The sequence below is a fragment of the Variovorax sp. ISS6 genome (genome assembly GCF_056523145.1).
This window is the reverse complement of the sequence record NZ_JAWRZC010000002.1, coordinates 366,954-393,404: the sequence shown is the minus strand read 5'-3', so window position 1 is coordinate 393,404 and position 26,451 is coordinate 366,954. Positions and strand designations below refer to the sequence as shown.

21 protein-coding genes are annotated in these 26,451 nt (G+C 70.5%); 8 read left to right on the top strand and 13 right to left on the bottom strand.

The window, feature by feature from the left end; translation table 11 throughout:
* Window positions 1-8 precede the first annotated feature (8 nt).
* The 11 genes from AC1HIL_RS33470 to AC1HIL_RS33420 all read right to left on the bottom strand — a co-directional run bounded on the left by AC1HIL_RS33470 (window position 9) and on the right by AC1HIL_RS33420 (window position 13,763).
* Window positions 9-878, bottom strand: a complete 870-nt coding sequence (locus AC1HIL_RS33470; RefSeq protein WP_479669048.1) for an amino acid ABC transporter ATP-binding protein — start codon at window positions 876-878, stop codon at window positions 9-11.
* Window positions 865-1,701 (bottom strand): amino acid ABC transporter permease, encoded by an 837-nt coding sequence (locus AC1HIL_RS33465; RefSeq protein WP_422099269.1) that lies wholly within the window; start codon window positions 1,699-1,701, stop codon window positions 865-867. The genes AC1HIL_RS33470 and AC1HIL_RS33465 overlap by 14 nt, the downstream gene beginning before the upstream one ends.
* Window positions 1,691-2,437: an amino acid ABC transporter permease gene (locus AC1HIL_RS33460; protein WP_422099268.1), complete on the bottom strand. Its 747-nt coding sequence runs from the start codon at window positions 2,435-2,437 to the stop codon at window positions 1,691-1,693. The genes AC1HIL_RS33465 and AC1HIL_RS33460 overlap by 11 nt, the downstream gene beginning before the upstream one ends.
* Window positions 2,438-2,572: 135 nt before the next feature.
* Window positions 2,573-3,427 (bottom strand): transporter substrate-binding domain-containing protein, encoded by an 855-nt coding sequence (locus AC1HIL_RS33455; protein ID WP_422099267.1) that lies wholly within the window; start codon window positions 3,425-3,427, stop codon window positions 2,573-2,575.
* 70 nt (window positions 3,428-3,497) lie between these two features.
* Window positions 3,498-5,210 (bottom strand): rhodanese-like domain-containing protein, encoded by a 1,713-nt coding sequence (locus AC1HIL_RS33450; RefSeq protein ID WP_422099266.1) that lies wholly within the window; start codon window positions 5,208-5,210, stop codon window positions 3,498-3,500.
* 84 nt (window positions 5,211-5,294) lie between these two features.
* A complete protein-coding gene (locus AC1HIL_RS33445; protein WP_422099265.1) occupies window positions 5,295-6,212 on the bottom strand; it encodes an SDR family NAD(P)-dependent oxidoreductase in 918 nt (305 codons plus the stop codon).
* On the bottom strand, window positions 6,209-7,294 hold the full coding sequence (locus AC1HIL_RS33440) for an ABC transporter substrate-binding protein (protein WP_479669049.1): 1,086 nt from the start codon (window positions 7,292-7,294) through the stop codon (window positions 6,209-6,211). Before AC1HIL_RS33440 ends, AC1HIL_RS33445 begins: the two co-directional genes overlap by 4 nt.
* 24 nt (window positions 7,295-7,318) lie before the next feature.
* Window positions 7,319-8,950, bottom strand: a complete 1,632-nt coding sequence (locus tag AC1HIL_RS33435; RefSeq protein WP_479669050.1) for an ABC transporter substrate-binding protein — start codon at window positions 8,948-8,950, stop codon at window positions 7,319-7,321.
* A gap of 2 nt (window positions 8,951-8,952) precedes the next feature.
* Entirely contained in the window at window positions 8,953-10,578 is a 1,626-nt protein-coding gene (locus tag AC1HIL_RS33430) for an ABC transporter substrate-binding protein (RefSeq protein WP_422099263.1), read from the bottom strand.
* Complete coding sequence (locus tag AC1HIL_RS33425; protein ID WP_422099262.1) at window positions 10,575-12,128, bottom strand: amidase; 1,554 nt, start codon at window positions 12,126-12,128, stop codon at window positions 10,575-10,577. Before AC1HIL_RS33425 ends, AC1HIL_RS33430 begins: the two co-directional genes overlap by 4 nt.
* A gap of 30 nt (window positions 12,129-12,158) precedes the next feature.
* Entirely contained in the window at window positions 12,159-13,763 is a 1,605-nt protein-coding gene (locus tag AC1HIL_RS33420) for an ABC transporter substrate-binding protein (RefSeq protein WP_479669051.1), read from the bottom strand.
* Between the two features lie 220 nt (window positions 13,764-13,983).
* Between AC1HIL_RS33420 and AC1HIL_RS33415 the strand changes: the two genes are divergently transcribed.
* Complete coding sequence (locus AC1HIL_RS33415; RefSeq protein ID WP_422099260.1) at window positions 13,984-15,219, top strand: acyl-CoA dehydrogenase family protein; 1,236 nt, start codon at window positions 13,984-13,986, stop codon at window positions 15,217-15,219.
* Between the two features lie 14 nt (window positions 15,220-15,233).
* On the opposite strand, the gene arr is transcribed toward AC1HIL_RS33415, so the two are convergent.
* Entirely contained in the window at window positions 15,234-15,644 is a 411-nt protein-coding gene (arr, locus tag AC1HIL_RS33410) for an NAD(+)--rifampin ADP-ribosyltransferase (RefSeq protein WP_422099259.1), read from the bottom strand.
* A gap of 198 nt (window positions 15,645-15,842) precedes the next feature.
* Between arr and AC1HIL_RS33405 the strand changes: the two genes are divergently transcribed.
* The 7 genes from AC1HIL_RS33405 to AC1HIL_RS33375 all read left to right on the top strand — a co-directional run bounded on the left by AC1HIL_RS33405 (window position 15,843) and on the right by AC1HIL_RS33375 (window position 25,606).
* Window positions 15,843-17,027 carry an LLM class flavin-dependent oxidoreductase gene (locus AC1HIL_RS33405; RefSeq protein ID WP_479669052.1) on the top strand — a complete coding sequence of 395 codons (1,185 nt, stop codon included), beginning with the start codon at window positions 15,843-15,845 and terminating at the stop codon, window positions 17,025-17,027.
* 61 nt (window positions 17,028-17,088) lie between these two features.
* On the top strand, window positions 17,089-18,114 hold the full coding sequence (locus AC1HIL_RS33400) for an aldo/keto reductase (RefSeq protein WP_422099465.1): 1,026 nt from the start codon (window positions 17,089-17,091) through the stop codon (window positions 18,112-18,114).
* Entirely contained in the window at window positions 18,111-19,349 is a 1,239-nt protein-coding gene (locus AC1HIL_RS33395; protein WP_479669053.1) for an SfnB family sulfur acquisition oxidoreductase, read from the top strand. Before AC1HIL_RS33400 ends, AC1HIL_RS33395 begins: the two co-directional genes overlap by 4 nt.
* Before the next feature lie 33 nt (window positions 19,350-19,382).
* Entirely contained in the window at window positions 19,383-20,348 is a 966-nt protein-coding gene (locus tag AC1HIL_RS33390; RefSeq protein ID WP_479669054.1) for an aliphatic sulfonate ABC transporter substrate-binding protein, read from the top strand.
* A 447-nt stretch (window positions 20,349-20,795) separates the two neighbouring features.
* Complete coding sequence (locus tag AC1HIL_RS33385) at window positions 20,796-22,991, top strand: alpha/beta hydrolase (RefSeq protein WP_479669055.1); 2,196 nt, start codon at window positions 20,796-20,798, stop codon at window positions 22,989-22,991.
* A 158-nt stretch (window positions 22,992-23,149) separates the two neighbouring features.
* Window positions 23,150-23,956, top strand: a complete 807-nt coding sequence (locus AC1HIL_RS33380) for a MetQ/NlpA family ABC transporter substrate-binding protein (RefSeq protein WP_422099254.1) — start codon at window positions 23,150-23,152, stop codon at window positions 23,954-23,956.
* Between the two features lie 30 nt (window positions 23,957-23,986).
* A complete protein-coding gene (locus AC1HIL_RS33375; protein WP_422099253.1) occupies window positions 23,987-25,606 on the top strand; it encodes an ABC transporter substrate-binding protein in 1,620 nt (539 codons plus the stop codon).
* A gap of 20 nt (window positions 25,607-25,626) precedes the next feature.
* Here AC1HIL_RS33375 and AC1HIL_RS33370 read toward each other — a convergent pair whose 3' ends face one another.
* Window positions 25,627-26,451: an ABC transporter ATP-binding protein gene (locus AC1HIL_RS33370; RefSeq protein ID WP_296729434.1), complete on the bottom strand. Its 825-nt coding sequence runs from the start codon at window positions 26,449-26,451 to the stop codon at window positions 25,627-25,629.

The window sequence follows — 26,451 nt, the reverse complement described above, 5'->3', positions numbered from 1 at the left end:
TCGGTGGGTCAGAGGGCGAAGCGCAGCCGGTCGAAGGGCGGCGTTTCGGGGAAGGGCGCGGGGCGGCGCGCGGGCACGCTGTCGTCCGACGGGTCGCGCGCGCCGTCGCCGAGCGCGCGATGCAGGAACGCGCGTGTGCGGTCGCTGGCGGGCGCGCGGAAGATGCGCGCGGGCGGGCCGTGTTCGACGATCACGCCGGCCTCGGTGAAATACACGGTGTCGCTGATCTCCTCGGCGAAGCGCATCTCGTGCGTCACCAGCACGCAGGTCAGGCCCTCGCGCACCAGGTCGCGGATCACGGTCAGCACCTCGCCCACGGTCTCGGGGTCGAGCGCCGAGGTCACCTCGTCGAACAGCATCAGCTCGGGCCGCATCGCGAGCGCGCGCGCGATCGCCACGCGCTGCTGCTGCCCGCCCGAGAGCTCGCCCGGATAGGCCGCGGCCTTGTGCGAGAGCCGCACCTTGTCGAGCAGCTCGCGCGCCTCGCGCTCGGCGGCGGCGCGCTCGCGGCCGGCCACGCGCGTGGGAGCGATCACGAGGTTCTCGAGCACCGTGAGGTGCGGGAACAGGTTGTACTGCTGGAACACGAAGCCCACGCGCTTGCGCAGCGCGATGAACTCGGCCTCGGCGCGCAGCGCGTCCACGCGCGTGTCGCCGACGCGGATCTCGCCGCGCTGCGGTCGCAGCAGACCGGTGATGCAGCGCAGGATGGTCGACTTGCCCGAGCCCGAGGGCCCGATGATCGACACCGCCTGGCCGCGCTGCACCTCGAGCGAGATGCCGCGCAGCACCGCGTTGGCGCCGAAGGCGAGCTCCACGTCGCGCAGGGCGACCAGGGGCGTGTTGGAGAGGGGGGTGACGGTCTCAGTGGCGGGCATGGCGGCGTTCCAGCGCGCGCGTGGCGCGGGCGATCGGGTAGCAGTAGGCGAAGAACACGGCGAGCAGCGTGAAATAGACCAGCACCGTGAAGTCGGTGCGCGCCACCGTGTTGCTCGCGACCTGGGCCGCGTCGACCACGTCGTGCGCGCCGACCAGCGAGGACAGCGCCGTGCTCATCGTGATGCTCGCGTAGAGGTTCATCCACGGCGGCAGCATGCGGCGCAGGCACTGCGGCAGCACGATCAGCCGGAAGATCTCGCCGCGCCGGAAGGCCAGCGACTGCGCGGCCTCCCATTGCGCGCTCGGGATCGACTGGATCGCGCCGCGGAAGATCTCGGCCACCACCGCGCTGGTGGGCAGCGCGAGGCCCAGCACCACCTTGAGCCAGTCGGGGAAGGGCACGGTCCAGGCCACCAGCCGCAGCTCGAACGGAAACACGTAGGTGGTGAAATAGATCAGCACCAGCACCGGCGCGTTGCGGAAGAACTGCACGTACCAGCGCGTGGCCCCGCGCACCGGCGCGAACGGCGAGAACGACAGCGCGCCCACCAGCAGGCCCACGGCGGTGCCGATCGCCATCGCGAGCACGCTGATCTGGACGTTGGTGAGCAAGCCCAGCAGCAGCGTGGGCGACCATTGCCACAGGTGGCGCAGCGCGACGGGCGTGGTGCCGGTGGCGGTCCAGGCCGCGACCAGCAGCAGCACGGCGGCCAGCGCGGCGAGCCAGGGATGGCGGCGCGGATCGAGGTGTGCGACGAGGCTGGTGCCGGCCTCGGCGCCGAGCGAGGGAGCGGCCGGTGCCGCGGCGATCTCACTGGCCATAGCCGGGCATCCGCCAGCGCGCCTCGAGCCAGCGCCCGGCCAGGCTCACGAGCCAGGTCAGCAGGCCGAAGTACAGCAGGATCAGCAGCAGCAACTCGAGCACGTTGTCGCGCTGCGTCCAGATCATGATCGACTCGTAGGTCACGTCGCCCACGGCGATGGCCGAGGCCACCGCGGTCATCTTGACCAGGTCGACCAGGTTGTTGACCAGCGAGGGCAGCGCGAAGCGCAGCGCCAGCGGCAGCTCGACGCGCCACAGCAGCTGGCGCTGCGAGAAGCCCAGCGAGCGCGCGGCCTCGAGCGTGACGCGCGGCACCGCCTCGATGCCCGCGCGCAGCGCCTCGGCATGGAACACGCCCTTGTGCAGCGCCACCACGATCACCACCCAGACGAAGGGCGTCAGCGGATTGCCGCCCAGGCCCTGGAGCTGCCGCGTGATCAGCATGTTGAGCACGAGGAAGGCGCAATAGAGCTGCACCAGCGTCGGCGTGTTGCGCGTGAGCTCCACGAAGGCGCGCGCCGGCAGCGCGACCCAGCGCCGCGGCGAGGTCAGCGCGGCCGCGATGGCCACGCCGGCCGCGAGGCTGCAGGGCACGGTGAGCACGCAGAGCTCGAAGGTGACGAGCAGGCCGCGCAGGAAGGCCTGGCGCTCGCCCGCGTCGAGCACGAAGGCGTAGTTGAGGCCCAGGGTCTTGAGCGCGGCCACGGCCTGCGCGAGAAGTCCGGCGTCGTTCATGGCTGGCGCGCCGACGATGGCGTGTCGGTGGAGTGGCGTGGCTTCATGGCGCGAACGGAAAGGGCAGGGCGCGGCGCCGGTTCAGGGGCGCCGCTCACCGCGAACGAAAAGATGCGGTGCGGCCGGGCCGTGTATTCAGGGCGCGGCGCGCAGCTTGGCCTGCAGCTCGGGCAGCAGCGGCTGCGGCGGCTCGATGCCGTTGCGCTTCTCGGCCTCGATCAGCCAGCCGCTGCGGTGCCACTGCTTCACCACCTTGTCGACGGCGGCGATGGTGTCGGCCTCGCCCTTGCGAGCCCAGACCACCGACGGCGCGGGCAGGATCTCGTCGCGGATCGGTGCCGCGTAGGCGGCCCATTCGGGATTGCTGCGCAGCAGCGGCTGGATCAGCGTGGCGTCGTGCACGGCGGCCACGCAGTTGCCGCCGCGCAGCGCCAGCAGCGATTCCTGCGCGGTCTTGAAGCCGCGCACCTGGGCGCCGTACTGTTCCTGCAGCGGCTTCACGAAGCTGCTGCCCTGCGAGGCGCACACGGTCTTGCCGCGCAGGTCCTCCCACTTGGCGATGCCGCTGGTCTTGAGCACGGCGGCCGTGCCGCCCACGCGGTAGAACGGCGTCGGCGCATAGCCGAGGATCTCACCGCGGTCGGCGTTGTATTCCATCGAGGCGATCAGCAGGTCGACCTTGCCCGATTGCAGGAACTGCACCCGGTTGGCCGGCTGCACCTGCACCAGCTCGACCTCGGCGCCGAGCTGCTTGGCGAGGTCGCGCGCGAGGTCGGGGTTCCAGCCCACGAGCTGCTGGGTGGCCGGGTCGATCGAGCCGAAGGGCCCGCCGTTGACCACCACGCCGATCGCGACCTTGCCGCGCTGCTTGATGCGGTCGAGCGTGGCGTCGGCATGGGCCGCGCCGGCCAGGCCGAGCAAGGTGGCGAGCGCCGCGGCGGCGAATCGGGAGGAAGAAGGGGAGAAACGCGAACGCGGACGGGAAGTCATCGAATGAATGGGGCGAAGCAGGGCAGGCGGCGATCTTCCGAGGCCGCGCCTGCCGTCGCAACGAAGGCCTTCAACTATCGATATGCGCTTTTCCGTGCAAGCCTCGGGTCGCTTCGCCGTGCGGCCGGAACACGGCCAGCTCGTCGCTCGCGCATTGCGCGATCAGGCCAAGCTCCCAGTCGAGGTAGCGGCGCGCCGCGTCGAGGTTGCCGTCGTGCCGGTCGTGCACGAAGAACAGGTAGTCGATGGCCTCGGCATCGCCGGGCGACGCGGGCGTGGCCTCGACGCCGTGGCCCGCGGCCGCGAGCGCCTCTTGCGTGGTCCAGGTGGGCGCGGGCCAGCCGGCATCGCGCAGGTCGGCGGCGGCGAGCCGTGCCACCAGCGCGTCGGGCGCGATCAGCAGCAGCGGGCGGCTCGTGTCGCCGCCGGTGGCGGTGCGTGCATCGGCCAGCAGGCGCGGGCGGATCGACCAGCGCGCGCCGCGCACGTGGGCCTGGCGATAGGCCGGCGACGGGCGCAGGTCGAGCAGCACCGTGCCCTCGGGCAGCGCGGCCAGCTGCCCGGCCAAAGCCAAAGCCGAAGCGGGCACCGGGCCCAGCGCCGGCGGCGCGCCCTCGGGCACGCGCAGCCCGCTCGCGAGGCCGCCTTCGACCAGCGCGGCCTCGAGGCCCAGCCGGCGCAGCCACAGCGCGATGACCGGCGCGCGCACGCCATCGTCGTCGAGCACCAGCACGCGCGCATGGCGCACGCCGATCTGCAGGTCGGTGGCCTGCAGCAACTGGCCGCCCGGTGCATGGCGCGCGCCGGGCAGGCTGCCGGCCGCGAATTCCTCGGCCGTGCGCACGTCGAACACGAAGGCGGTGCGGCTGGCGTCGTCGAGCCAGGCCTGCGCCGCGGCACGCGCCAGCACCGGTACGCCGAAGCGCCGCGCGGCGGCCTCGGCACTCGCGCGCGCGGCTTCGCGCAGCGCCGCATCGGGCGCGGCCGGCAGCGCGCGGCGGCTGCCGCGTTCGAGCTCGAGGCCGGCCAGCGCCCAGCCCTGGGTGCCGTTCTCGAGCGCGAACACCGGGTTGGGCACGCCGAGGTCGCGCAGGATCTGCGCGCCGACGATGCTGCGGGTGCGGCCCGCGCAGTGCACCACTATCGGCGTGCGCTCGTCGCTCACCTGGGTGCGCCAACGCAGCGCCAGTTCGCCATTGGGCACGGGAATGGCGCCGGGCAGCGTCATCTTGCGGTGTTCCTCGGGCGTGCGGCCGTCGAGCAGCACGAAGGGCTCGGCCTCGCGCTGCCAGCGCGCCAGCGTGGGCGCGTCGATGTGCGGCACCTCGAAGGCATGCTCCGCGACCTCGCCGAAGGTCTTCGAAGGCAGGTTCACGCCCTTGAACAGCGTGCGGCCCGCGCGTTCCCAGGCCGGGGCGCCGCCGGCCAGCACCGAGACGCCGGACCAGCCGAGCGCGGCCAGCCGCACGGCCGCGCGCCGGGCCAGCGCGTCACCATCGATGCCGTCGTCGAACAGCACGGTGCGGGTCGCGCGGCGCGGCACCAGCCGCGCCACCTCGGGCTCGAGCCGGCTGTAGGCCGCATGCACCGCGAAGAAGGGATGGCCCTCGCCGTACTGGCCGTGCTCGCGGATGTCGAGCAGCGCCAACTCGTCGCCGTCCTGCAGCCAGCGCTGCAGGGTGGCTGCATCGATGGCGGGCACGCGTTCGGGGGAGGAGAGGGAAGAGGAAGAGGAGGGCGCCGCGCCGGTGGCGGGCGCCGCGAGATCGGCGAGTGAGGACATGGGATGGGGACGGTGAAAACCGGCGGCACCTTAGCGGCCGCCGCCGCGCGCGACTACGAAGCCTTCCGCATAAGCAAATGCGGTTCAGGCCGCGAGCGACTCTGCCACGAAGTCCTCGATGCGCCGCGGCGGCCGGCCCAGCACGCGCTCCACCGTGTTGGTGACGGTGGCTGCCTCGTCGGCGCCGATCAGCGCGGCGAACTGCGCATGCACCTGCGCGATGTAGGGCGAGGGCGCCTGTGCCTGACGCGCCGCCAGCGCCTGCGGCGACAGCGGCTCGGCCACCACCGGCCGGCCGCTGAGGCCGGCGGCGATGCGCGCGAGCTCGCCATGGTCGACGGCGCGCGCGCCGGTCAGCACCCAGGGGCCGGGCGGCACATCGCCCGCATCGTCCGCATCGTTCAACAGCGCCTCGACCGCCACGTCGGCGATGTCGCGCGCGTCGATGTAGGCCACGCGCGGCAGGCCCGGCGGCGCGTGCAGCACATCGCCCGCGGCCAGTTCGGCCGCCAGCCGCGCCAGCACCACCTGCGTCCAGGCATTGGGGCGCAGCACGCGGTGCGCGATGCCCGATGCGGCCAGCGCGGCCTCGATGCGCGCATGCGCGTCGCCCGACAGCGAACGGCCCGGCGGCTCGATGGTCCAGTGCGAGCCCGAGAGCTTGACGATGCGGCGCACGCCGGCCTCGGCCGCGGCCTCGATGGCGGCGATCTGCTGCGCGGCCAGCTCGGGCACGATCGGCGACAGCAGGAACAGGTGCGAGACGCCCTCGAAGGCGCGCCGCAGCGAGGCCCGGTCCTCGAGGTCGCCCACCGCCACCTCGAAGGGCGCGCGCTCGTGCCGGCTCTGGTCGGCCAGCGCGGCGGCATTCGCCACCTGCCGCGTGAAGGCACGCACCACCGCGCCGCGCTCGCGCAGCCGCGGCACCAGCAGGCGGCCGAGCCGGCCGGTGGCACCGGTCACGAGGATGCGCGGCGTCGGGTTGGAGTTTGCGGCGCTCATGCGGCGGCGAGCACGGCGGCTTCGGGCGCTGCCGCCTTGCCGGCACGCAACGCGCGCAAGGGCTCGGCGTCGATCCAGTCGCCGAGGTCGAAGTCGCCCGGCAGGAAGCCCCACTGCAGCAGGAAGTCCTTGAAATGCCCGATCGCCTCGACCAGCGGCGCGTCGAGACCGATGCCCAGGTGCCGGTGCACCTCGGGCCCGTTCGAGGCCAGTACCGCTTCCTCGCTGGTGGCGATCTCGCGCGCCACGAAGCGCACCGTCTCGACGGGATGGTCCTCGGCCCAGCGGCCCGCGCGCTCGACCACCTCGAGCAGGCGCAGCACCAGGTCGGGCCGCCGCTCGGACAGCGCCGCATCGACCGTCAACACGCGCGGCGTGCCGTTGTTGATGCGGATCTTCGGATCGGGATGGCTGCCGAACTCGGACACCACCTGGGCGCCGATCAGGTTCGCGACCACCAGGCCCTCGGCGCCCTTGACGAAGATCGCGTCGACCTCGCCGCGCACCAGCGCCTCGACCTCACGGAAATAGGGATGGCGCCGGCGCAGCCCGAACAGGCTGGGCTCGCCCTGCGCGAGGATCACCGATTCCTCGATCGGCAGCTGCACCAGCGTGAGGTCCTCGGTCGTGAGGCCGGCCAGCGACAGCGCCGACACCACGCCCTTGAGCGCGGTGGCGCGATGGAAGTCGATCAGGTCGTTGACCCGGCGCGGCACCGCGAAGCGCCGGCCCGCGAGCTGCTCGATCGACGCGATGCCGCGTCCCGGCAGGGTCACGATGGCCTGGAACTCGTCGGTCCAGGTGATCGCCACCAGCCGCGTCGCGCGGCCGTTGGCGCGGGCCCAGATCGGCGGGATGTTGCCGCCCTGGCGGAAGGACCAGGCCAGGTGGTGGTCGAAGTGGCTCTCGCGGATGCTGCGGTCCTTCGAGTCGATGATCGATTCGATCGCGATGCCTTCCTTGGCGAAGATCTGGGCCAGCCAGCCCTGGCGCGCGGCAATGCCCAGTGGCGAGGGCACGGGGCAGCGCGTGTACCAGAGCACGTCGGGGCGGTCGGTGGTGTCGGTGGTGGCGGTGGTCATGGAGAGGGTTCCTTTCACTGTCGATCAGGTGCCGATCCACGCACCGGCCAGGTTGCCGGCGATGCCGTCGGCGCTGACCGTGTGGCCGCGCACGCGGCGGTCGGCGATGGTGTAGTTGTCGAGTGCGAGCAGCGTGATGTCGGGCAGGTCGCGCACGATGTGGCGCTGGAACTCGGCCAAGGCCTGGCGCCGGCGCGCCTCGTCGGTCTCGATGGCGGCTGCCTCGAGCAGCCGGTCGACCTCGGGATTGTTGTAGCCCGAGCCGTTGGAGAACGGCAGGCCCTTCTTGAAGTTCTTCGACCAGTACAGGCGCTGGATGCCCACGGTGGGGTCGAAGGTGTTGCTCATCACGCTCACGTGCAGGTCGAAGGCGCGGTCGGCATAGATGCGGCGCACGTAGGTCGCGAAGTCGGTCGCGTTGATCGTGACCTCGATGCCGATGCGCCCCAGGCTCTGCTTCAGGTACTCGGCGGTGCGCTGGCCGCCCTCGTTGGGAATGGGCGTCAGCGCGAGCTTGAGCCGCAGGTTGGGGCCGGCCTTGCCGCGCGTCAGGCCCGCCGCGTCGAGCAGGGCCTCGGCCTGCTTCGGGTCGTGCGGCAGCACCGGCAGGTCGGGCACGTAGAACTTCGCGAGCGCCGGATGCACCGGCCCCGGAATCAGCCGGCCCTGGCCGTACCACACGGTCTTCTGCACCACCTGGCGGTTGATGGCATGCGCGATCGCCTGCCGCACGCGCAGGTCCTGCAGCGCGGGGTTCTCGAGGTTGAACTCCACGCGCGAGACGTTGTTGATGTACTGGTAGCCGTTCGGCTCGAACACCAGGTTCGGCCTGGCGCGCAGCCGCTCCACGTCGCCCAGCGGCACCGGCGTGCCCGGGCTCAGGTGCACCTCGCCCTTCTCGATCGCGGCCGCGCGCGCGGCGGCGTCGGGGATGAAGCGCACGATCAGCCGGTCGACGTAGGGCTTGGGGTTGTCCCAGTAGTCGGGGTTGCGCTCGTAGCTCACGTGGCTGCCGCGCACCCATTCCTTGAAGACGAAGGGGCCGGTGCCCACGGGCGCGTTGTTGGCCGGGTTGGCGTCGGCCTTGCCGTTCTCGTAGAGGTGCTTCGGCACGATCGGCGACTCGGCCGCCGAGAGCGCGGTGATCAGGTAGGGCACCGGCTTCGACAGCACCAGGATCGCGGTGTGCGCATCGGGCGTGCGCACCTCCGACACGCTCGAGAAGGTGGCGCGCCCGCGCGGGTGGTATTGCTTGAGCAGGCCGATCGAATGCGCGACGTCGGCCGAGGTGAAGGGCCGGCCGTCGTGCCACTTCACGCCGCGGCGCAGGGTGAAGCTGTACTGCAGCCCGTCGGCGCTCACGCTCCAGGCGGTCGCGAGCTGCGGCTGCGGCGAGAGATCGAAGCCGTAGCTCAGCAGGCCCTCGGTGGTCTTGGCCGAGATCAGCACCGAGGCGCCGGCCGAATGCGCGATGGTGGTGAGCGTGGGCGGCTCGGGATCGATCAGCACGGTGAGCGTGCCGCCGCGCACCGGCGTGCCCGCGTCGCGGCCCTGCGCGAGCGCGGACACCGCCGCGAACGGCGAGGCCAGGCCCGCGAGTCCGAGTCCCGCGCCGGCCTGCAGCCAGGCGCGGCGCTCCATGTTCCAGTCCTGCATGCTCATCCCTTGAGGTGAAGATCGGCGAAGTTGCCCGACAGGCCTTCGGCGCCGACCGTGTGTCCGCCGATGCGGCGATTGGCCACCGTGACCTGCGCCACGGCCACCAGGCCGATGGTCGGCAGCTCGCGCGCGATCACGCGCTGGAACTCGGCATAGAGCGCGCGTCGCCTGGCGGCGTCGTTCTCCACCGCCGCGGCCTCGAGCAGCCGGTCGACCTCGGGGTTGTCGTAGTGCGCGCCATTGGAGAACGGCACGCCGGGGCGGAAGTTCTTCGACCAGTAGAAGCGCTGGATGCCCACCGCGGGATCGAACATCTGGCTCATGCCCTGGTTGTTGAAGTCGAAATCGCGGTCGGTGTAGACGCGCTTGATGTAGGCGCCGAACTCCTGCGTGCGCACCGTCACGTCGATGCCCACGCGCGCGAGCGCCTGGCGGATGTACTGGCCCACGCGGTTGCCGCCGCCGTCGAACACGTCGTGGCTCACGCGAAAGCGCACGCCGTCGGCGCCGCGCGCGAAGCCGGCCTCGTCGAGCAGCGCCTCGGCGCGCTTGCGGTCGAAACCCGGCACGCCGGCCGCGGGCTCGTAGAAGGCGCGCAGCACCGGCGAGATCGGGCCCGGCGCGGCCAGGCCGTAGCCGTACCACACGGTCTTGAGGATCACCTCGCGGTCGATCGCATGGGCCACCGCCTGGCGCACCTTGGCGTGGCGGAAGTAGGGGTTGTCGAGGTTGAACTCGATGCGCGTGGTCGAGTTGTTGAAGTACTCGTTGCCGCGCGTGTCCAGGCTCAGGTGCGGCAGCGCCTTGAGCCGGTCGAGGTCGGGGATCGGCACCGGCGTCGCGCCGGCCAGGTCGACCGTGCCGCTCTCGAGCGCGGCCGCGGCCGCCGCGGGGTCGGGTACGAAGCGCACCACCAGCCGGTCGATGTAGGGCTTGCCGGCATCCCAGTAGTCGGGATTGCGCTCGTAGATGATGTGGCTGCCGCGGTGCCATTCCTTGAACACGAACGGTCCGGTGCCGATCGGTGCGTTGTTGGCCGGATGGCTCGCGAGGTCGCGGCCCTCGTAGACATGGCGCGGCACGATCGGCAACTCGGCTGCGGCCAGCGCGGTCAGCAGGAAGGGCGCGGGCTTGCTGAGCACCAGCACCGCCGTGTGGGCATCGGGCGTGCGCACCTCGCTCACGCTCGCGAAGGTGGCGCGCCCGCGCGGATGCGACTGCTTGAGCGCGAGGATCGAGAAGGCCACGTCGGCCGAGGTGAAGGGACGGCCGTCGTGCCACTTCACGCAGCGGCGCAGCCTGAAGGTGTATTGCAGGCCATCGGGCTGCACTTCCCAGGCCACGGCCAGCTGCGGACGCGGGCGCAGGTCGAAGTCGTAGCTCAGCAGGCCCTCGACCGCCTTGGGCGACACCAGGAAGGTGCCGGCCGCGGAGTTGACCAGGCCCACCAGCGTGGGCGGCTCGAGCGCGCTGAGCAGGGTGACGACGCTGCCGGGCTTGTGGCGCGGCGCGACATCGGCGGGCGTGGCATTGGCCGCGGCGGCCGGCACCGCGGCCAGCGCGAGCGGCAGCCCCGCGAGCCGCCGGTGGAAATGCCGGCGGCTGATCGGAGGCGTCGGCGTCATGCGGCAGGCGCGGTCGGGGCTGCAGGCGTTGCGGGCGCGGCCACGCTGTCCTCGTAGCCCGGCGGCGCGATGAAGCCGCCATAGGCCTCCTCGAGCAGCCGTGCGAAGGCGATGGTGGTGCGGTCCTCGAGGTAGGCGCCGACCGCCTGCGCGCTCACCGGCAGGCCCTCGTCGTCGAGCCCGATCGGGAAGCTGGTGGCCGGCAGGCCCGGCAGCACCGGCAGCCCGGCCCAGGCGAACAGGTCGAGGAAGCGCACCTCGCGCGTGCCGTCCTCGAAGGCCACGGGATAGGTGCGCGCATCCTTGGGCTCGCTGTGGTCATGGCGGAAGGCCGGCAGCGGCGCCACTGGCGTCACCACCACGTCGAACTGCGCGAAGAAGCGTTCCCACTGGTGGCGCAGCGCCACGCGCGCCTCGTGGTCCTGCAGCCACTGGCTGTGGCGCAGCGTGGAGGCGCGCAGCCAGGCTGCGTCGGCGCTGTCGTCCTCGGGCGAGAGTGCCTCGAGCCGCTGCTGCGCGGCCTCGCTGAGCGCCGGCGGCGTGGCCAGCGACGAGCCCAACAGGCTGCGGTAGACGCGGTGCGAGCGCACCAGGTCGGGCAGCAGACCCGGCGGCAGGTCGGCCGGCCGGCTCACCTGCACGCCCTGCGTGCGAAGCCGGTCGACCACGCGCTCGCTCACCTGGCGCTCGTGCACGCTGCGCTCGCTGCCTGGCCACTGGTCGATCACCAGCACGCGGAAGTCGGACAGCCGCGCATGGCGCGCCGGCGGCAGGGTCGCCTTCCAGCCCTTGGCCAGCAGCGGGTCGCGGTTGATCAGCAGGCCGAGCGCGAGCTCCAGATCGGACGCCGTGCGCGCGAGCGGCCCGGCCACCACCAGGTCGCGCTCGGCATGGCGGCCCGAGGGCACGCCGGTGCCGCGCAGTGCCACCAGGCCCGCGGTCGGCTTGTGGCCATACACGCCGTTGAAGTGCGCAGGGATGCGGATCGAGCCGCCGATGTCGGTGCCGATCTCCAGCGCCACGTAGCCCGCGGCCAGCGCCGCTGCCGAGCCGCCCGAGGATCCGCCCGGCGTGCGCGCTGGGTCCCAGGGGTTGTTGCTGATGCCGTAGACCGCGTTGTAGCTCTGCAGGTCGGCCAGGCCCAGCGGCACGTTGCTCTTGCCGACGATCACCGCGCCGGCCTCGCGCAGCGCGGCCACCGCGAGCGAGTCCTCACGCGCCACGTTGTCGGCGAAGGCCGGGTTGCCGCTGCTCGTGACCAGGCCCGCCACGTCGAAGGATTCCTTCACCGTGACCGGTACGCCCAGCAACGGCCGGCGCTCGCCGCGCGCGAGCGCCGCGTCGGCCTCGCGTGCCGCGGCGCGCGCGCGCTCGTCGTCGCGCACGGGCACCGCGTTGATCGCGCCGTCGAAGCGGTCGATGCGCGCGAGCAGGTGCTCGAGCAGCGCCACCGCGCTGACGCGGCCCTCGGCCAGCGCGCGGGCCTGTTCGCCGGCGCTCGCGAAGCTCAGTGCATGGAGTTGGTCGTTCGTGATGTCCTGGAGGCTCATGGCGTTCCGTCCGTCTCTGTCTTTCCTGTCTTACTTGCGGGGTTCGATCCAGGCATCGGCGAAGTCGCCGGCCGTGAGGTCGATGCTGTTGTTGAGTTCGTGCACGCGGGTGCTGTAGACCTGCAGCGCCGAATGCACCGTGACCAGCGGCACCACCGGCAGCTCGCGGCCGACGATCTGCTGGATCTGGCGGAACTGGGTGGCGCGCTTCGCGCCGTCGAGCTCGACCGCGGCCTGGCGGAACAGCTCGTCGACCTGCGGGTTGTCGTAGTGCGAGGCGTTGATCCAGATCAGCGGATTGCGCACCCCGTCGCCCCAGTAGATGCGCTGCACGCCCACCGTCGGGTCGAACAGCCGGCCCAGGCCGTTGAGGTTGATGTCGAAGTCGCGCGTGCTGTAGACGCGCTTGAGGAAGGTGGGCAGGTCGCCGTCGACGATCTCGACCTTGACGCCGATGCGCGAGAAGGCCGCGCGCAGGTAGTCGCTGGTGCGCTTGAATTCCGCGCCGGGGATGTAGCTCAGGCGCAGCGAGAAGCGCGTGCCGCCCGCGCCGCGCGGCTGGCCGGCCTCGTCGAGCAGGCGGTTGGCCGCGGTCACGTCGAAGGGATAGCGGAAGGTGCTGTCGTCGTAGTAGTCGGCCAGCACGCGCGGGATCGGCGAGTTCACCACCTCCACGCGCTTGTAGTAGATGGTGTCGCGGATGAAGTTGCGGTCGATCGCCTGCGCGATCGCATGCCGCACCTTCGGGTTCGCGAGCACCGGGTTCTCGAGGTTGAACTCGAGGAACGAGGCGTTGTTGAGGAAGGCGTCGTAGGTGGCGTCGACCTTGAGCTTCGGGTTCTTCTCGAGCCGTTCGAGGTCGGCCAGCCCCACGCCGAGCGCCGCGTCGACCTCGCCGGTCTCGACTGCGGTGGAGATCGCGGCCGGATCGCGCACGAACTTCACGATCACGCGGTCGAGGTGCGGATAGCCCTTGCGCCAGTAGTTCGGATTCTTCTTGAGCACCAGGTGGCTGCCGCGCACCCACTGGTCGAACACGAAGGGACCGGTGCCCACGGGTGCCGTGACGTTGGGGTTGCCCAGCGGCTCGCCGTCGGCGTAGCGGTGCGAGGGCACGATGGGCAGCTCGGCGGAAGATAGCGACTTCAGCAGGAAGGGCGCGGGCTTCGACAGCACGATCACCGCGGTCAGCGGATGGGGCGCGTCGACGCGTTCCACGTTCGCGAGCGTGATGCGCCCGCGGGGTCCCTGCTTCTTCTGCGTGAGGATCGAATAGCGCACGTCCTCCGCGCCGAAGTCGCGGCCGTCGTGCCACTTCACGCCGGGGCGCAGCTTGAAGGTGTACTTCAGGCCATCGGCGCTGACCTGCCACGACGTGGCGAGCAGCGGCTGCGCGCGGAACTGCGCGTCGTAGCGCAGCAGGCCCTCGGTGATCTTCGCACTGATGTTGCGGTTGTCGGTCTTGGTGTCGAGGAAGGACACCAGCGAGGTCGGCTCCTGCGACACCGCGAGCGTCAGCGTGCCGCCGTCGATGGGTTGGGGGGAAGGGGCAGTACCCTGTGCGAAGGCGCCCGCAGGCGCGGCGGCCACGGCCGCGGCGAGGGCGACGCGCAGCGCCCATCGATCGAATTTCATTCTCTGACTGGTTAGCGGTTGGGCCGCCGATGGTCTGGGATATCCCCGCGAAATCCAAGCGCGCGCTTAGCATCTTTTCGCGTTTGGAAATGCGCCATGCTCCACGCGATCCGAGCCCGTTCGCCATTGCAGGAATGCGAGTTTTCTTATGCGGGAAACGGCCATGCCGCGCGCCCATACTGCGTTCATCCTCGACCGCTCGCTGCCCGCACCCTCACCGATGAACGCACCCGACCGCGCCGCGCTGGCGCCCGAACTCCAGACCCTGCTCGATCGCCTGCCCGCGCTGGCAGCGGCCATTGCGGAGGGCGCCTCGCAGCGCGAGCGCGACCGCGTGCTGCCCTTCGAGGCCTTCGCGCTGTTCCGCGCCTCGGGCCTCGGCGCGCTGCGCGTGCCGCCCGAGCGCGGCGGTCCCGGCGGCTCGGTCGAGGACTTGATCGAGGTGGTCGCGACGCTCGCCGCGGCCGACTCCAATGTCGCGCATGCGCTGCGCATCCACTACAACGCGATCGAGCTCTGGACCACCGCGCCACCGGATGCGAACAGCGAACTGCAGCTGGCGCGCGTGCGCGAGGGCGCGCTGTTCGGCGGCGCCTTCACCGAGCTCGGCACGCCCAAGTCGGGCACCGTGACCACCGCGCTCGAGCGCGACGGCGATCGCCTGGTACTCAACGGCCGCAAGTACTACGCCACCGGCACCGCCTTCTCGGACTACGCGAGCATCGCCGTGCGAGACCCCGAGGGCCGCGACGTCGCCATCGTCGTGCCCACCCGGCGCGAAGGCCTGCACGTGAAGGACGACTGGGACGGCATGGGCCAGCGCCTGACCGCGAGCGGCAGCCTGGAGTTCGAGGGCCTCGAGGTGCATGCCGACGAGCTCGTGTACGGCAGCCCCAAGACCCTGCAGCGCCGCCATGCATCGTCACTGCGCCAGCTCTACCTGGTGGCCGTGGCCGCGGGCATCGTGCGCAACATCTTTGCCGACGCGCTCGACTACGTGCGCCACCATGCGCGGCCGGCCGCGCACAGCCCGGCCGACAGCGCGGCGCAGGATCACTTCACGCAATGGGTGGTCGGTGACCTCGCGACCGCCACGCACGCGGTCGATGCGCTGGTCGCGGACAACGCGCGGCGCCTCGATCGCTCGGCGCAGGCACTGCGGCACGATGCCGCGAAGGAGCACGAGGACGAGCGCACACGCCAGCTCGTGCTGGAGGGCGCGCTCGCCACCGCGAAGACCCAGCTCGCGGTGAGCCGCATCGCGCTGCAGGCGGCCGAGCGGCTGTTCGAGGCCGGCGGCGCATCGGCCACCTCGCGCCGCCACAACTTCGACCGTCACTGGCGCAATCTGCGCACCATCTTCAATCACAACCCGCTGCAGCAGAAGGCACGCGTGATCGGCGACCACCATCTCAACGGCACGACCACGCATCTCGAAGAGGGCAAGGTGTTCTGACAAGGTGTGGGCGTTCAGTCCTCGATCGCCTCGACGCCCGCGCGCCTGAGTTCCTCGAGGCGCTCGCGCATGGCCTGCAGCTGCTCGGGCGCATGGCCCTGCCAGTCCTTCACCTCGCCCGCGATCCGCAGCGGCTGCCGCGTGCGGTACGACTTCGTCGGGTTGCCGGGGAATTTCTTGTCGGTCAGGTTGGGGTCGTCCTCGATCGGCCCGGTCGGCTCCACCACGTAGATGCGACCGCGGCCCTCGCCGACGGCCAGCTCGGCACCCCAGGTCGCGGCCTCGAGCGTGGCGCTCAGGTAGACATACACGGCCTTCCTGCGCTGGCCGTAGTTGGAGCTGTAGCCGGCTTCGATCAGGTCGCCGAGGTTCAAGTCGGCCTTGGTGCCGTGGTAGTAGGGCGGTGGGGTGGGGGTGGCTGACATGTGCGGATGTACCTCCGAGAAAAGTCGAGCCGAAGGAGGTTAGCGGAGTTCCATGCCCAAGCTCCTACGCTTTCTCGTGTTCCCCCAAAGCCGTCCACCTGCGCCATTGCGCCTCCCCGCATGTCGATATGCGAATTACGGGCGTGCCATTCCCGCCCTCGCTGGCCAGAATCCGCGCCAGCAGAAAGCAATCCTCCAATGTCCCTGTCACACCGACCCGGTGCCATCGCCGGATGGGAGCGCTTCGTCGCGCCTACCGAATTCGCCGCCAGCCCGATCTCCCGCGCCTTCGAGCAGCCGGTGCTGCTGGGCCTGTTCCTGCCGATCCAGGCCGGGGGCTGGAGCGCGTCGACCTTGCCGCGCACCACCGACTGGCGCTTCGACTACAACCGCGACCTGGTGCTGCAGGCCGAGCGGCTGGGCTTCGACCTGGTGTTCGCGCTCTCGCAATGGCTGCCCAAGGGCGGCTACGGCGGGGTGTTCAACGGCAACGCGCTCGACTCCTTCATGACGACGGCCGCGCTCACCGCGGTGACGCAGCGCATCATGCTGATCTCGACCATCCACGTGCTCTACGGGCCGCTGCATCCGCTGCACCTGGCCAAGTACGCGGCCACGCTCGACCACATCTCGGGCGGGCGCTGGGGCATCAACGTGGTGACCGGGCATCGCGCGGTCGAGCACGAGATGTTCGGCTCGCAGCGCATCGAGCACGATCGGCGCTACGAGCTCGCGGCCGAGTTCCTCGAGGCGGTGCAGCGGCTGTGGGCCGACACCGAGAACTGGTCGTTCCAGGGCGAGTCGCCGTGGAAGCTCGACGGTGCCTTCGTGTCGCCCAAGCCGCGCTTCGGCCGGCCCGTGCTGGTGAACGCGACCGGCTCCGACGCCGGCATCGAATTCGCGGCGTGCTATTCCGACATCGTCTTCATCACCAGCCCGGCCGGCTCGAGCTTCCCGAGCGCGATCGAGGCGCTGCCCGCGCACACGGCGCGCGTGAAGCTGGCCGCGCGCAACGTGGGCCGCGAGGTGCGCACGCTGCTCAATCCCATGGTCATCAGCCGCGCGACCGAGAAGGAGACCTGGGCCTACCACGACGCGATCGTGGCGCATGCCGACGTCGATCCGCAGGCCAGCTTCAATCGCTTCGACAGCGACGCCCATGCCTGGCGCGGCCGGGTCGGCAACGACGCCGCCAAGCGGCGCGCCATCGGCGGCAACATCGAGGTGATCGGCACGCCCGAGCAGGTGGTCGAGCAGTTCGTGCAGCTCAAGCGCGCGGGCGTCGACGGCCTGCAGCTGAGCTTCTACGACTTCAAGCCCGACCTCGAATTCTTCGGCGACCGCATCCTGCCGCTGATGAAGCAGGCCGGGCTGCGCTTCTGATTCCGGCGCGTCACGCGCGCCGCCTCTTCCTACCTCTCTTCTTCCTTCCTCCATGAGCACCATCGACTACCGGCCGCTCGGCCGCAGCGGCATCCTCGTCTCGCCGCTGACCCTCGGCACCATGATGTTCGGCGGCCAGACCGACCGCGCGACCTCGCAACGCATCGCCGACCGCGCGCGCGAGCAGGGCGTGAACTTCATCGACACCGCCAATGCCTACAACCAGGGCCAGTCGGAGACGGTGGTCGGCGAGCTGATCGCGCCGCACCGGCAGCACTGGGTGCTGGCGACCAAGTTCGCCAATGCCGATCCCGACATCGAAGGCCCGAACAACCGCGGCACCGGGCGCCACGGCATCGTGCGCTCGGTCGAGGCCAGCCTGAAGCGCCTGGGCACCGACCACATCGACCTGCTGTACCTGCACCGCGAGGACCGCCAGACGCCGGTGGAGGAAACCGTGCGTGCACTCGGCGACCTGATCCGCGCGGGCAAGCTGCGCAGCTGGGGCCTGTCGAACCACAGCGCCTGGAAGATCGCCGAGTTCGCGCGCACGGCCGATGCGCTCAACGTCGACCGGCCGGTGGCGACGCAGCCGCTCTACAACCTCGCGAACCGCCAGATCGAGGCCGAACACCTGCCCGCGGCCGAGTACTACGGCCTTGGCGTGGTGTCGTACAGCCCGCTCGCGCGCGGCGTGCTCACGGCCAAGTACCGGCCCGGCGAGGCGCCGCCGCCCGGCACGCGCGCGGGCCGCGACGACAAGCGCATCCTGCAGACCGAATGGCGCCCCGAATCGCTGGAGATCGCGCAGCGCGTGAAGGAACACGTGGAGGGCCGCGGCATCACGCCGGGCCAGTTCGCGCTGGCCTGGGTGCTCAACAACCGGCTCGTGACCTCGGCCATCGCCGGGCCGCGCACGCTCGAGCAGTGGGAAGACTACGTGCCCGCGCTGCAGTACCGCTTCACCGACGCGGACGAGGCGCTGGTCGATGGCCTCGTGACCACGGGCCATTCGTCGCGCCCGGGCTTCAACGATCCCAGCCACCCCTTCTTCGGCCGTAAGCCGCGGCATCGCGCGGCGCCATGAGCGCGCTGGCCGCATCGATCGAGGTTCGGGCGGATCCGCCGCGCACCGCGCGCCGCGTCGAGCCGGCGCAGCGGCTGCGCTCCGACGCCGAGGTGCTCGAAGCCGCGCAGCGCGTGGCGAAGTCGCTGGCCGAGGGCGCGGCCTCGCGCGACAGCCAGCGCCTGCTGCCCGAGCGCGAGCTCGACCAGGTCTCGGGCGCCGGCCTGTGGGCCATGAACCTGCCGCGCGCCCATGGCGGCGCGGCCGTGTCCTACGCCACCGTGGCGCGGGTGTTCGCGATCCTGTCGGCGGCCGATGCCTCGATCGGCCAGGTCCAGCAGAACCACAACAGCGCCGTGTTCTGGCTCTCGACCATCGGCACCGAGGCGCAGAAGGCCTTCTTCCTCGGCGAGATCCTGCGCGGCTGCCGCTTCGGCAACGCCAACATCGACGCACCGCGCCACGGCGCCGTGCAGCCGCTGCTGATCGAGCGCACGCCCCAAGGCTGGCTGCTGCGCGGCGAGAAAATCTACGCCACCGGCGCGCTGTTCGCGCACTACGTGTCGGCCATCGGCCTGAACGCGGCCGGCGAGAAGACGGTGGCGATCATCCCGGCGGGCACGCCGGGCCTGGCCATCGAGGACGACTGGCAGAGCTTCGGCCAGCGCACCACCGCGAGCGGCCGCGTGCATCTCGACGACGTGCTGCTGCCCGATCTCTGCGTGCTGCCGATCCACCGCGCCTACAGCGAGCAGCCGATGGGCGCGGTCTCGCAGATCAGCCACGTGGGCATCGACCTCGGCATCGCCCAGGCCGCGCTCGACGACCCGGTGCGCTTCCTGCGCGAACACGCATCGATCGCGCAGCCGACCGGTGCACCGCGCGCGATCGTCGATGCGCTGGTGATAGCGCAGGTCGGCGAGATGCAGATCCGCCTGCACGCCGCCGAGGCGATGACGCAGCGCGCGGGCCTCGCGCTCGACGAAGCCATCGCCCGGCCCGACCGCGAGCGCCGCGCCTTGGCCTCGCTCGCGGTGGCCGAGGCCAAGGTGCTGACCTCGGAGATCGCGCTGCATGCCTCGAGCAAGCTGTTCGAGCTCTGCGGCACGCGTTCCGCGCAGGCGCCGCATGCCTTCGACCGCCACTGGCGCAACGCGCGCGTGCACACGCTGCACGACCCGGTGCGCCACAAGTTCACCGTGGTCGGCGATCACCTGCTCAACGGCATCCTGCCCGAGAGCGCGGGTGCGCTGTGACCCTGGCTTTCATTCGCTGAATCGATCCCCGCCATGCTGACCCGCCGCCAAGTCACTCTCGCCGCGGGCGCCGCCTCGCTGGTCGCCGCCCCTTCCGCCTGGAGCGCCGCCACCGGCCTCAAGGGATCCACTTTGACGCTGGGCTACCAGAAGACCGGCATTCCGCTGGTGGCGCGCCAGCTCAAGGTGTTCGAGAAGCGCTTCGAGCCGCTGGGCATCCGCATCGAATGGGCCGAGTTCACCTCGGGCCTCAACCTGCTGCAGGCCATGGACACCGGTGACGTCGCCTTCGGCAATGCGGGCAACGTGGGCTGCATCTTCCTGCAGGCCTCGGGCGGGCGCGTGGCCTATGTGGCGGCGCAGCCCTCGACGCCGCGCTCCGAGGGCATCCTCGTGAAGGAGGATTCGCCGATCCGCAGCATCGCCGACCTGCAGGGCCGGCGCATCGGCTATGCCAAGGGATCGAGCTCGCACAACCTGGTGGCGGCCGCGCTCGAGCGCCAGGGGCTGGACATCAAGGCCGTGACCAGCATCGGCCTGGGCGCGGCCGACGCGGCCTTCGCCTTCGATGGCGGCGACATCGATGCCTGGGCCATCTGGGACCCCTACTTCACCATCGCGCGCCGCCGCAACAGAACGCGCGTGATCGCCTGGCAGGGCGACGTGCTCGAGGACAGCGCCTCGTTCCTGCTCGCCAACACCGGCTTCGCCAAGGCCTGGCCCGCTCATGTGAAGGCGCTGGTCGAGGGCTCGGCCGAGGCCGGCCGCTGGGCCAGGGCCAATCCCGCCGAGGTCGCGAAGTCGGTCGCGGCCGCGACCGGCATGCCGCTGGACGTGGTGACCGAGGTCAATGCCAATGCGGGCTTCGACGTGGTGCCGCTGTCGAATGCGATCCTCGCTTCGCAGCAGCGCACGGCCGACCGGCTGTTCAAGCTCGGCGTGCTGCCGAAGTCGGTTGTGGTGCGCGAGGCGGTCTGGGACGATGCCGATCGAGGCTGAGCTTCGCCGACACGCCCGTGAATTGCCCGAGTGTTAATTAAAAGCACGGCAATTCAAATCAATTGCGACTGATTCCATGTCCTTTCTAAAAGGCATGTGAATTGCTTCTCCGCGCGGTCCGCAATGGCGAGATGCGCACACCACCAGAGACAGGCGTCGCCCGGCGACGCGTCGACAAAACCGCATGCGCGAATCGGACACCACTCGGAGCGAGTCGTGCCTCGATCGCGGTTCGCTCCCATCGTCGAAACAATGTCTGGGAGAAGATCAATGAATGGACGGCGTTGCATGCGCTGGCTGAAGGCCTGCGCGGTTCTGGCGGGATTCGCGCTCGCGAGCGGGTGCGGAGGAGGGAGCGATGGCGGTGCGGCATCCCTGGCCCCGATTCCGCCCCCGCCCACGACCACCGTCACCGGAGGAGCGGCCGACCCGGCGCCGACGATTCCGGTGACGACCCCGCCCGAGCCGGAAGATCCTTCCGTCGTCACGCGCTTCACCGCGACCGTGCCGTTCGGAGAGAAGGGCGACTATCTCTCCTCGGAGCAGGTGGTCTACGGCTTCGGCACCACGGCCGTCTCCGATGCGCGCTACAAGGACGTGATCTACACGGTGCCGTTGCGGGGCACCGTGCGCTATCCGGCAGGACCGGCCAGCACGCCGGGCAGCTCCAAGGCCCGGCCCTCGGCCAGTGGCGGATATCCGGTGGTGGTGTTCCTGCACGGCATGCATGACTCATCCGACCTCAACAACGCCAAGGGCTACGACTACCTGCAGAAGAACCTGGCGGAGAACGGCTACGTGGCCTTCTCCATCGATGCGGGAAAGATCAACGGGCTCAACGGCAACGCCTCGGATGCCGGTGCGCTCGCGCGGGGCCAGCTGCTGATGACCACGCTCGATCTGCTGTGCGCCGGCAACGACACGGGGGTGTTCAACGGCGTCGCGCTGCCCGAGCTCAAGGGCAGGATGGATCTCGGCCGCGTGGGTCTCGTCGGACACTCGCGCGGCGCGGAAGCGGTGGCCTACGCGGTGGAACTCAACCGTCAGCGCGTGGGCATCAGCTATCAGAACGTCGAGACGGCGCGCGACATCCGCGCGGCGGCCGTTCCGCTGCAGGCCGCGCAGGAGGAGGCGCAGCAACGTGTCGACGCGGCCCTTTCCGCGGTCACCGATGCGTCGGTGAAGCTGCTTCTGGCGAAATTCAAACTCCAGGCGGCCCAGGGCCGGTCGCCGGCCGCGCCATCGTCGGAGATCGATGCCTTGACTCAGGAGGTGGAACGGCTGCAGCGCGAGTCGCAGGACGCGGCCGCCGCGCTCAAAGCGGCGGAGCTCGAACTGGAGAGGGCGAACGCGGCGCTCAGGAATCTGAACACGGTGGTGCGGCGGATCAATACGAACAGCGAGCAATGGCTTCAGCAGTCCACGTCCGAGGAGGCCCTGCGCCAATCCGGCGTGCTGCTGCCTTCGGGCAACGGCGACCCGCACCGGATCCGCGCAGTCTTCTCGCTCGCGGCGATCAACAAGAAGCAGCTCTCGCGCATCACGCACGTGCCCTTCATGACCCTGCTGCTGAGCTGCGACGGCGACGTCTATACGCTGGAAGGTGCGCAGATCTTCGACGAGAGCCGCTACACCGCCGAGGACGAGAGCGCGCCCAAGTACCAGATCCTGGTGCGGGGCGCCAACCACAACTTCTACAACGACTACTGGGCCAAGACCGACGATTCGCAGATCCGCGCGCCGCTCTATTGCAAGGCCTCCGAGCCCGAGACGCTGCGCCTGAGCCGCGAGGACCAGCGCCGCAACGGCATGTTCCTGATCGGATCGTTCATGCGCTATTTCGTCGGCGACGAGTTCCAGTTCGCGCCGTACTGGAAGGGACAGGCGCCGATCCCGGCCGCGGGCTGCCCGGTGGGCGAGGGCAGCTGCGACGAACGCGTGATCCTGACGGTCCATCAACCCGCCGCGCAGCGCAAGTTGCTCCAGAACTTACGCGCCATCGATGCCAGCGCGAAGAACCCGAGCGGGCTCTCGACCGCCTACGAGAAATTCACCCAGGCCGTGCAATGCCGATTCCTCGCGCTCAAGCCCGATCGCGACGCGGCATGCACCGATCCCGCGAGCCAGGCCGGCGTCGATCGTCTGTTCAAGGAAGGCGCGCTGTACGACTTCACCTATGACGCGAAGACGCTGCTGACCTGGTCGATCACGGACCAGGCCCAGCTGCAATGGACCGCGGCCGGCGCCGCGATGACGATCCACACCGGCGACCTCTCCACCAGGGGCTTCGACACGCTGAGCCTGCGCGTCGCCGTGGTGGCACCGATCGGGCAGCAGGTCGAGATCGCGCTGACCGACACGCAGGATCGCAAGGCCGCGATCAAGGGCAGCGACTTCAGCGACGCGCTCTACGGCATCGCGCGCAAGCCCGACGGCGCGATCCCGCTGGTCGACGCGCCCGCGGACGCGATCTATGCCGACACCGGCACCACGCGGCCGCTGCTGAACATGGTGGCGGTTCCGCTGAAGGCCTTCGCGCTGCATGGCGTGGACCTCGCGCACATCAAGCAGGTCACGCTGCGGTTCCCGAAGGCCTCGGGCAGCGTGGCGGTGACCGACGTGCTGCTGCAGCGCATGAACTGAGGATCATGCCCGCCGCTTGCTCGCGAATCGCATAAGCAAGCGCCGATTCATCGCTTGGGAGGGCGGCATCGCGCCGCTAACCTGCGCAGCGCCGGACCTTCCTGCGAGGACAGGGCGATCCGGCGTTTTTTATTTCTGACGATGAGGGAATTCCAACCATGACGTTTTCGTTTCAGCGCGCCTTCTCGGTGATGGTGCTGTCGGTGGCCGGTCTGGGCGCGATGTCCGCGCAGGCGCAGGAGACGCTGCGCGTGGCGGCCTCGCCGGTGCCGCATGCCGAGATCCTCGAATTCATCCGCCCGCAGCTCAAGGCGCAGGGCGTGGACCTCGAGGTCAAGGTGTTCAACGACTACGTGCAGCCCAACCTCGCGGTCGGCGACAAGCAGATCGACGCGAACTTCTTCCAGAACCGTCCCTACCTCGATTCCTTCAACAAGGACCGCAAGACCGACATCGTCGAGGTGCCGAACAGCGACGTGCACATCGAGCCCTTCGGCGCCTACTCGCAGAAGATCAGGAAGGCGGCCGACCTGCGCGAGGGCGCGGTGGTGGCGATCCCCAACGATCCGTCGAACTCGGGCCGCGCGCTGGCGCTGCTGGCCAAGCAGGGCCTGCTCAAGCTCAAGGACCCGGGCAACATCAAGTCGACCGCGCGCGACATCGTCTCGAACCCGAAGAAGCTGGTGATCCGCGAGATCGAATCGGCGCAACTGCCGCGCGCACTGCCCGACGTGGACCTCGCGCTGATCAACACCAACTACGCGCTCGAGGCCAAGCTCGATCCGGGCCGCGACGCGCTGTTCATCGAGGACGGCCGCCATTCGCCCTATGCGAACTTCATCGCGGCGCGCAAGGACAACCTGCAGTCGCCGGCCATCGCCAAGCTGGTGAAGACGCTGCACACGCCCGAGGTGCGCAAGTTCATCCAGGACAAGTACAAGGGCGCGGTCATCCCGGCGTTCTGAGCGAGCTTCGTTGGCCACACGCATCCGAACATGACATCTCCCTCTCGCAACAAGAGCATCGGCCCGCTGCGTCGCCGCACGCTGGCCGCCGGCGCCGCCGCGCTCTCGGCCCTCGCGCTGCTGGCCGCGCCCGCGGCCTGGGCCCAGCCCCGGCAGGGCGGCACGCTGAACTGGCTGGTCAATCCCGTGCCGGCTTCCATCGTTCCGCTGACGACCACGGCCGGCGGCAATGCCGAGATTGGCCCGAAGATCGTCGAAGGCCTGCTGACCTACGACTACGAGCTCAAGCCCAAGCCGCTGCTGGCCACGGCCTGGTCGCTGAGCGCCGATGGCCTGCAATACACCTTCGCCTTGCGCAAGGGCGTGAAGTGGCACGACGGCAAGGACTTCACCTCGGCCGACGTGGCCTTCTCGATCCTGACGCTCAAGCAGGTGCATCCGCGCGGCCGCGGCACCTTCGCCAACGTGGTGGAGGTGCGCACGCCCGATCCCTACACGGCCGTGGTGGTGCTGAGCAAGCCCGCGCCCTTCCTGCTGACGGCCCTGGCCGCGACCGAATCGCCGATCGTGCCCAAGCACCTGTACGAAGGCACGGACATCTCGGCGAGCAAGTACAACAGCCAGCCGATCGGCACCGGTCCCTTCGTGTTCAAGGAGTGGGTGCAGGGCAGCCACATCATCCTCGAGCGCAACCCGAACTACTGGGACAAGCCCAAGCCGTATCTCGACCGCGTGGTGGTGCGCTTCGTGCTCGATGCCGCCGCGCGCGCCGCGGCGCTCGAGTCGGGCGCGGCCGACCTGGCCAACGGCACCGGCGGCATCCCGCTGTCGGACGTGGAGCGCTTCCGCAAGCTGCCCGGCGTGGAGATCGATACGCGCATCTCGCCCTACCTCGGCAGCCACCAGCAGATCTACTTCAACCTCGACACGCCGGCGCTGCAGAAGGTGGAGGTGCGTCGTGCCATTGCTCAGGCGATCGACGTGAATGCCTTCGCGAAGACGGTCTGGTATGGCCTGGGCACGCCTTCGGCCTCGCCGATCGGCAAGGGGATCTCGCGCTACCACGATGCGAGCATTCAGCCCTATCCCTACGACCCGAAGGCGGCAGAGGCCGCGCTCGACGCGGCCGGCTTCAAGCGCGGCGCGGGCGGCACGCGGCTCAAGCTGCGGGTGCTCTACAACCCGTTCCAGGAACGCCGCGCGGCCGACTTCGTGCGCCAGTCGCTGGGCCGCATCGGCATCGATGCCGCGGTCGAGAGCTACGACTTCGCGACCTACGTGACCAAGGCCTACACCGAGCGCGCCTTCGACATCACGCTCGAGAGCCTCACCAACCTGTTCGATCCCACGGTGGGCGTGCAGCGCGTGTTCTGGTCGAAGAACTTCAAGGTTGGCCTGCCGTTCTCGAACGCGGCGCACTACGTCAATCCCGAGGTCGACCGGCTGCTGGAAGCAGCGGCGGTGGAAGTGGACGAGACCAGGCGGCGCCAGCTCTTCGTCGACTTCCAGCAGATCGTGCACCGCGACGTGCCTTCGATCGAGCTGGGCGCGAATCCGGCGATCACCGTGCTGGCGAAGAAGGTGCGCGACTACGGGCCGACCGGCGAGCACATCCGCGGGAGCTTCGCGGATCTGTACTTCCAGCCCTGAAGCCGCGTCCGGCCGGCCGCTCAGGCGGCCGCCGGAAAGCGCGGCACCGCGGCGGCCAGCTCGGCGGTGTAGGGATGCCGAGGGCGCTCGAACAGCGCCTGCGGCGCCCCTTCGTCGACGATGCGCCCCGCGCGCATCACCAGCACGCGCTCGCACAGCAGCCGCACCACGCCGAGGTCGTGCGAGATGAACAGGATCGCGAGGCCGAGCTCGCGGCGCAGCCCCGCCAGCAGCGCGAGCAGGCCGGCCTGCACCGAGACGTCGAGCGCCGCGGTGGGCTCGTCGAGGATCAGCAGCTCGGGCGCGGGCGCCAGCGCGCGCGCGATGCCCACGCGCGCGGCCTGGCCGCCCGAGAGCTGGTGCGGCCGGCGCGCCAGCAGCTCGTCGCCGAGTTGCACGCGCCGCGCGGTCCGCAGCACGCGTTCGCGCAACGCGGCGCCGTCGAGCGCCGCCAGCCGGCGCAGCGGATCGGCGATCGCCTCGAAGGCGCTGCGGCGCGGGTCCAGGCTTTCGTACGGGTCCTGGAACACCATCTGGATGCGATGGCGCCAGGGCGCATCGGCCGCCTGGCCGGCACGCACGCTGGCCAGATCGATGCCGTCGAACAGCAGCCGGCCCGACAGCGGATCGGCCAGCCGCGCGAGCATGGATGCCAGGGTCGACTTGCCGCAGCCCGATTCGCCGATGAGGCCCAGCGCCTCGCCGCGCGCCAGCGCGAAGCTCACGCCGTCCACGGCCGGCAGCCAGCGGCGGCGATGCACCAGGCCGCCCCAGGCCGGCACCGCGGGCAACGCATGGCGTGCGTGCAGGTCCTCGACGCGCAGCAGCGCTTGCGACTCGCCCAT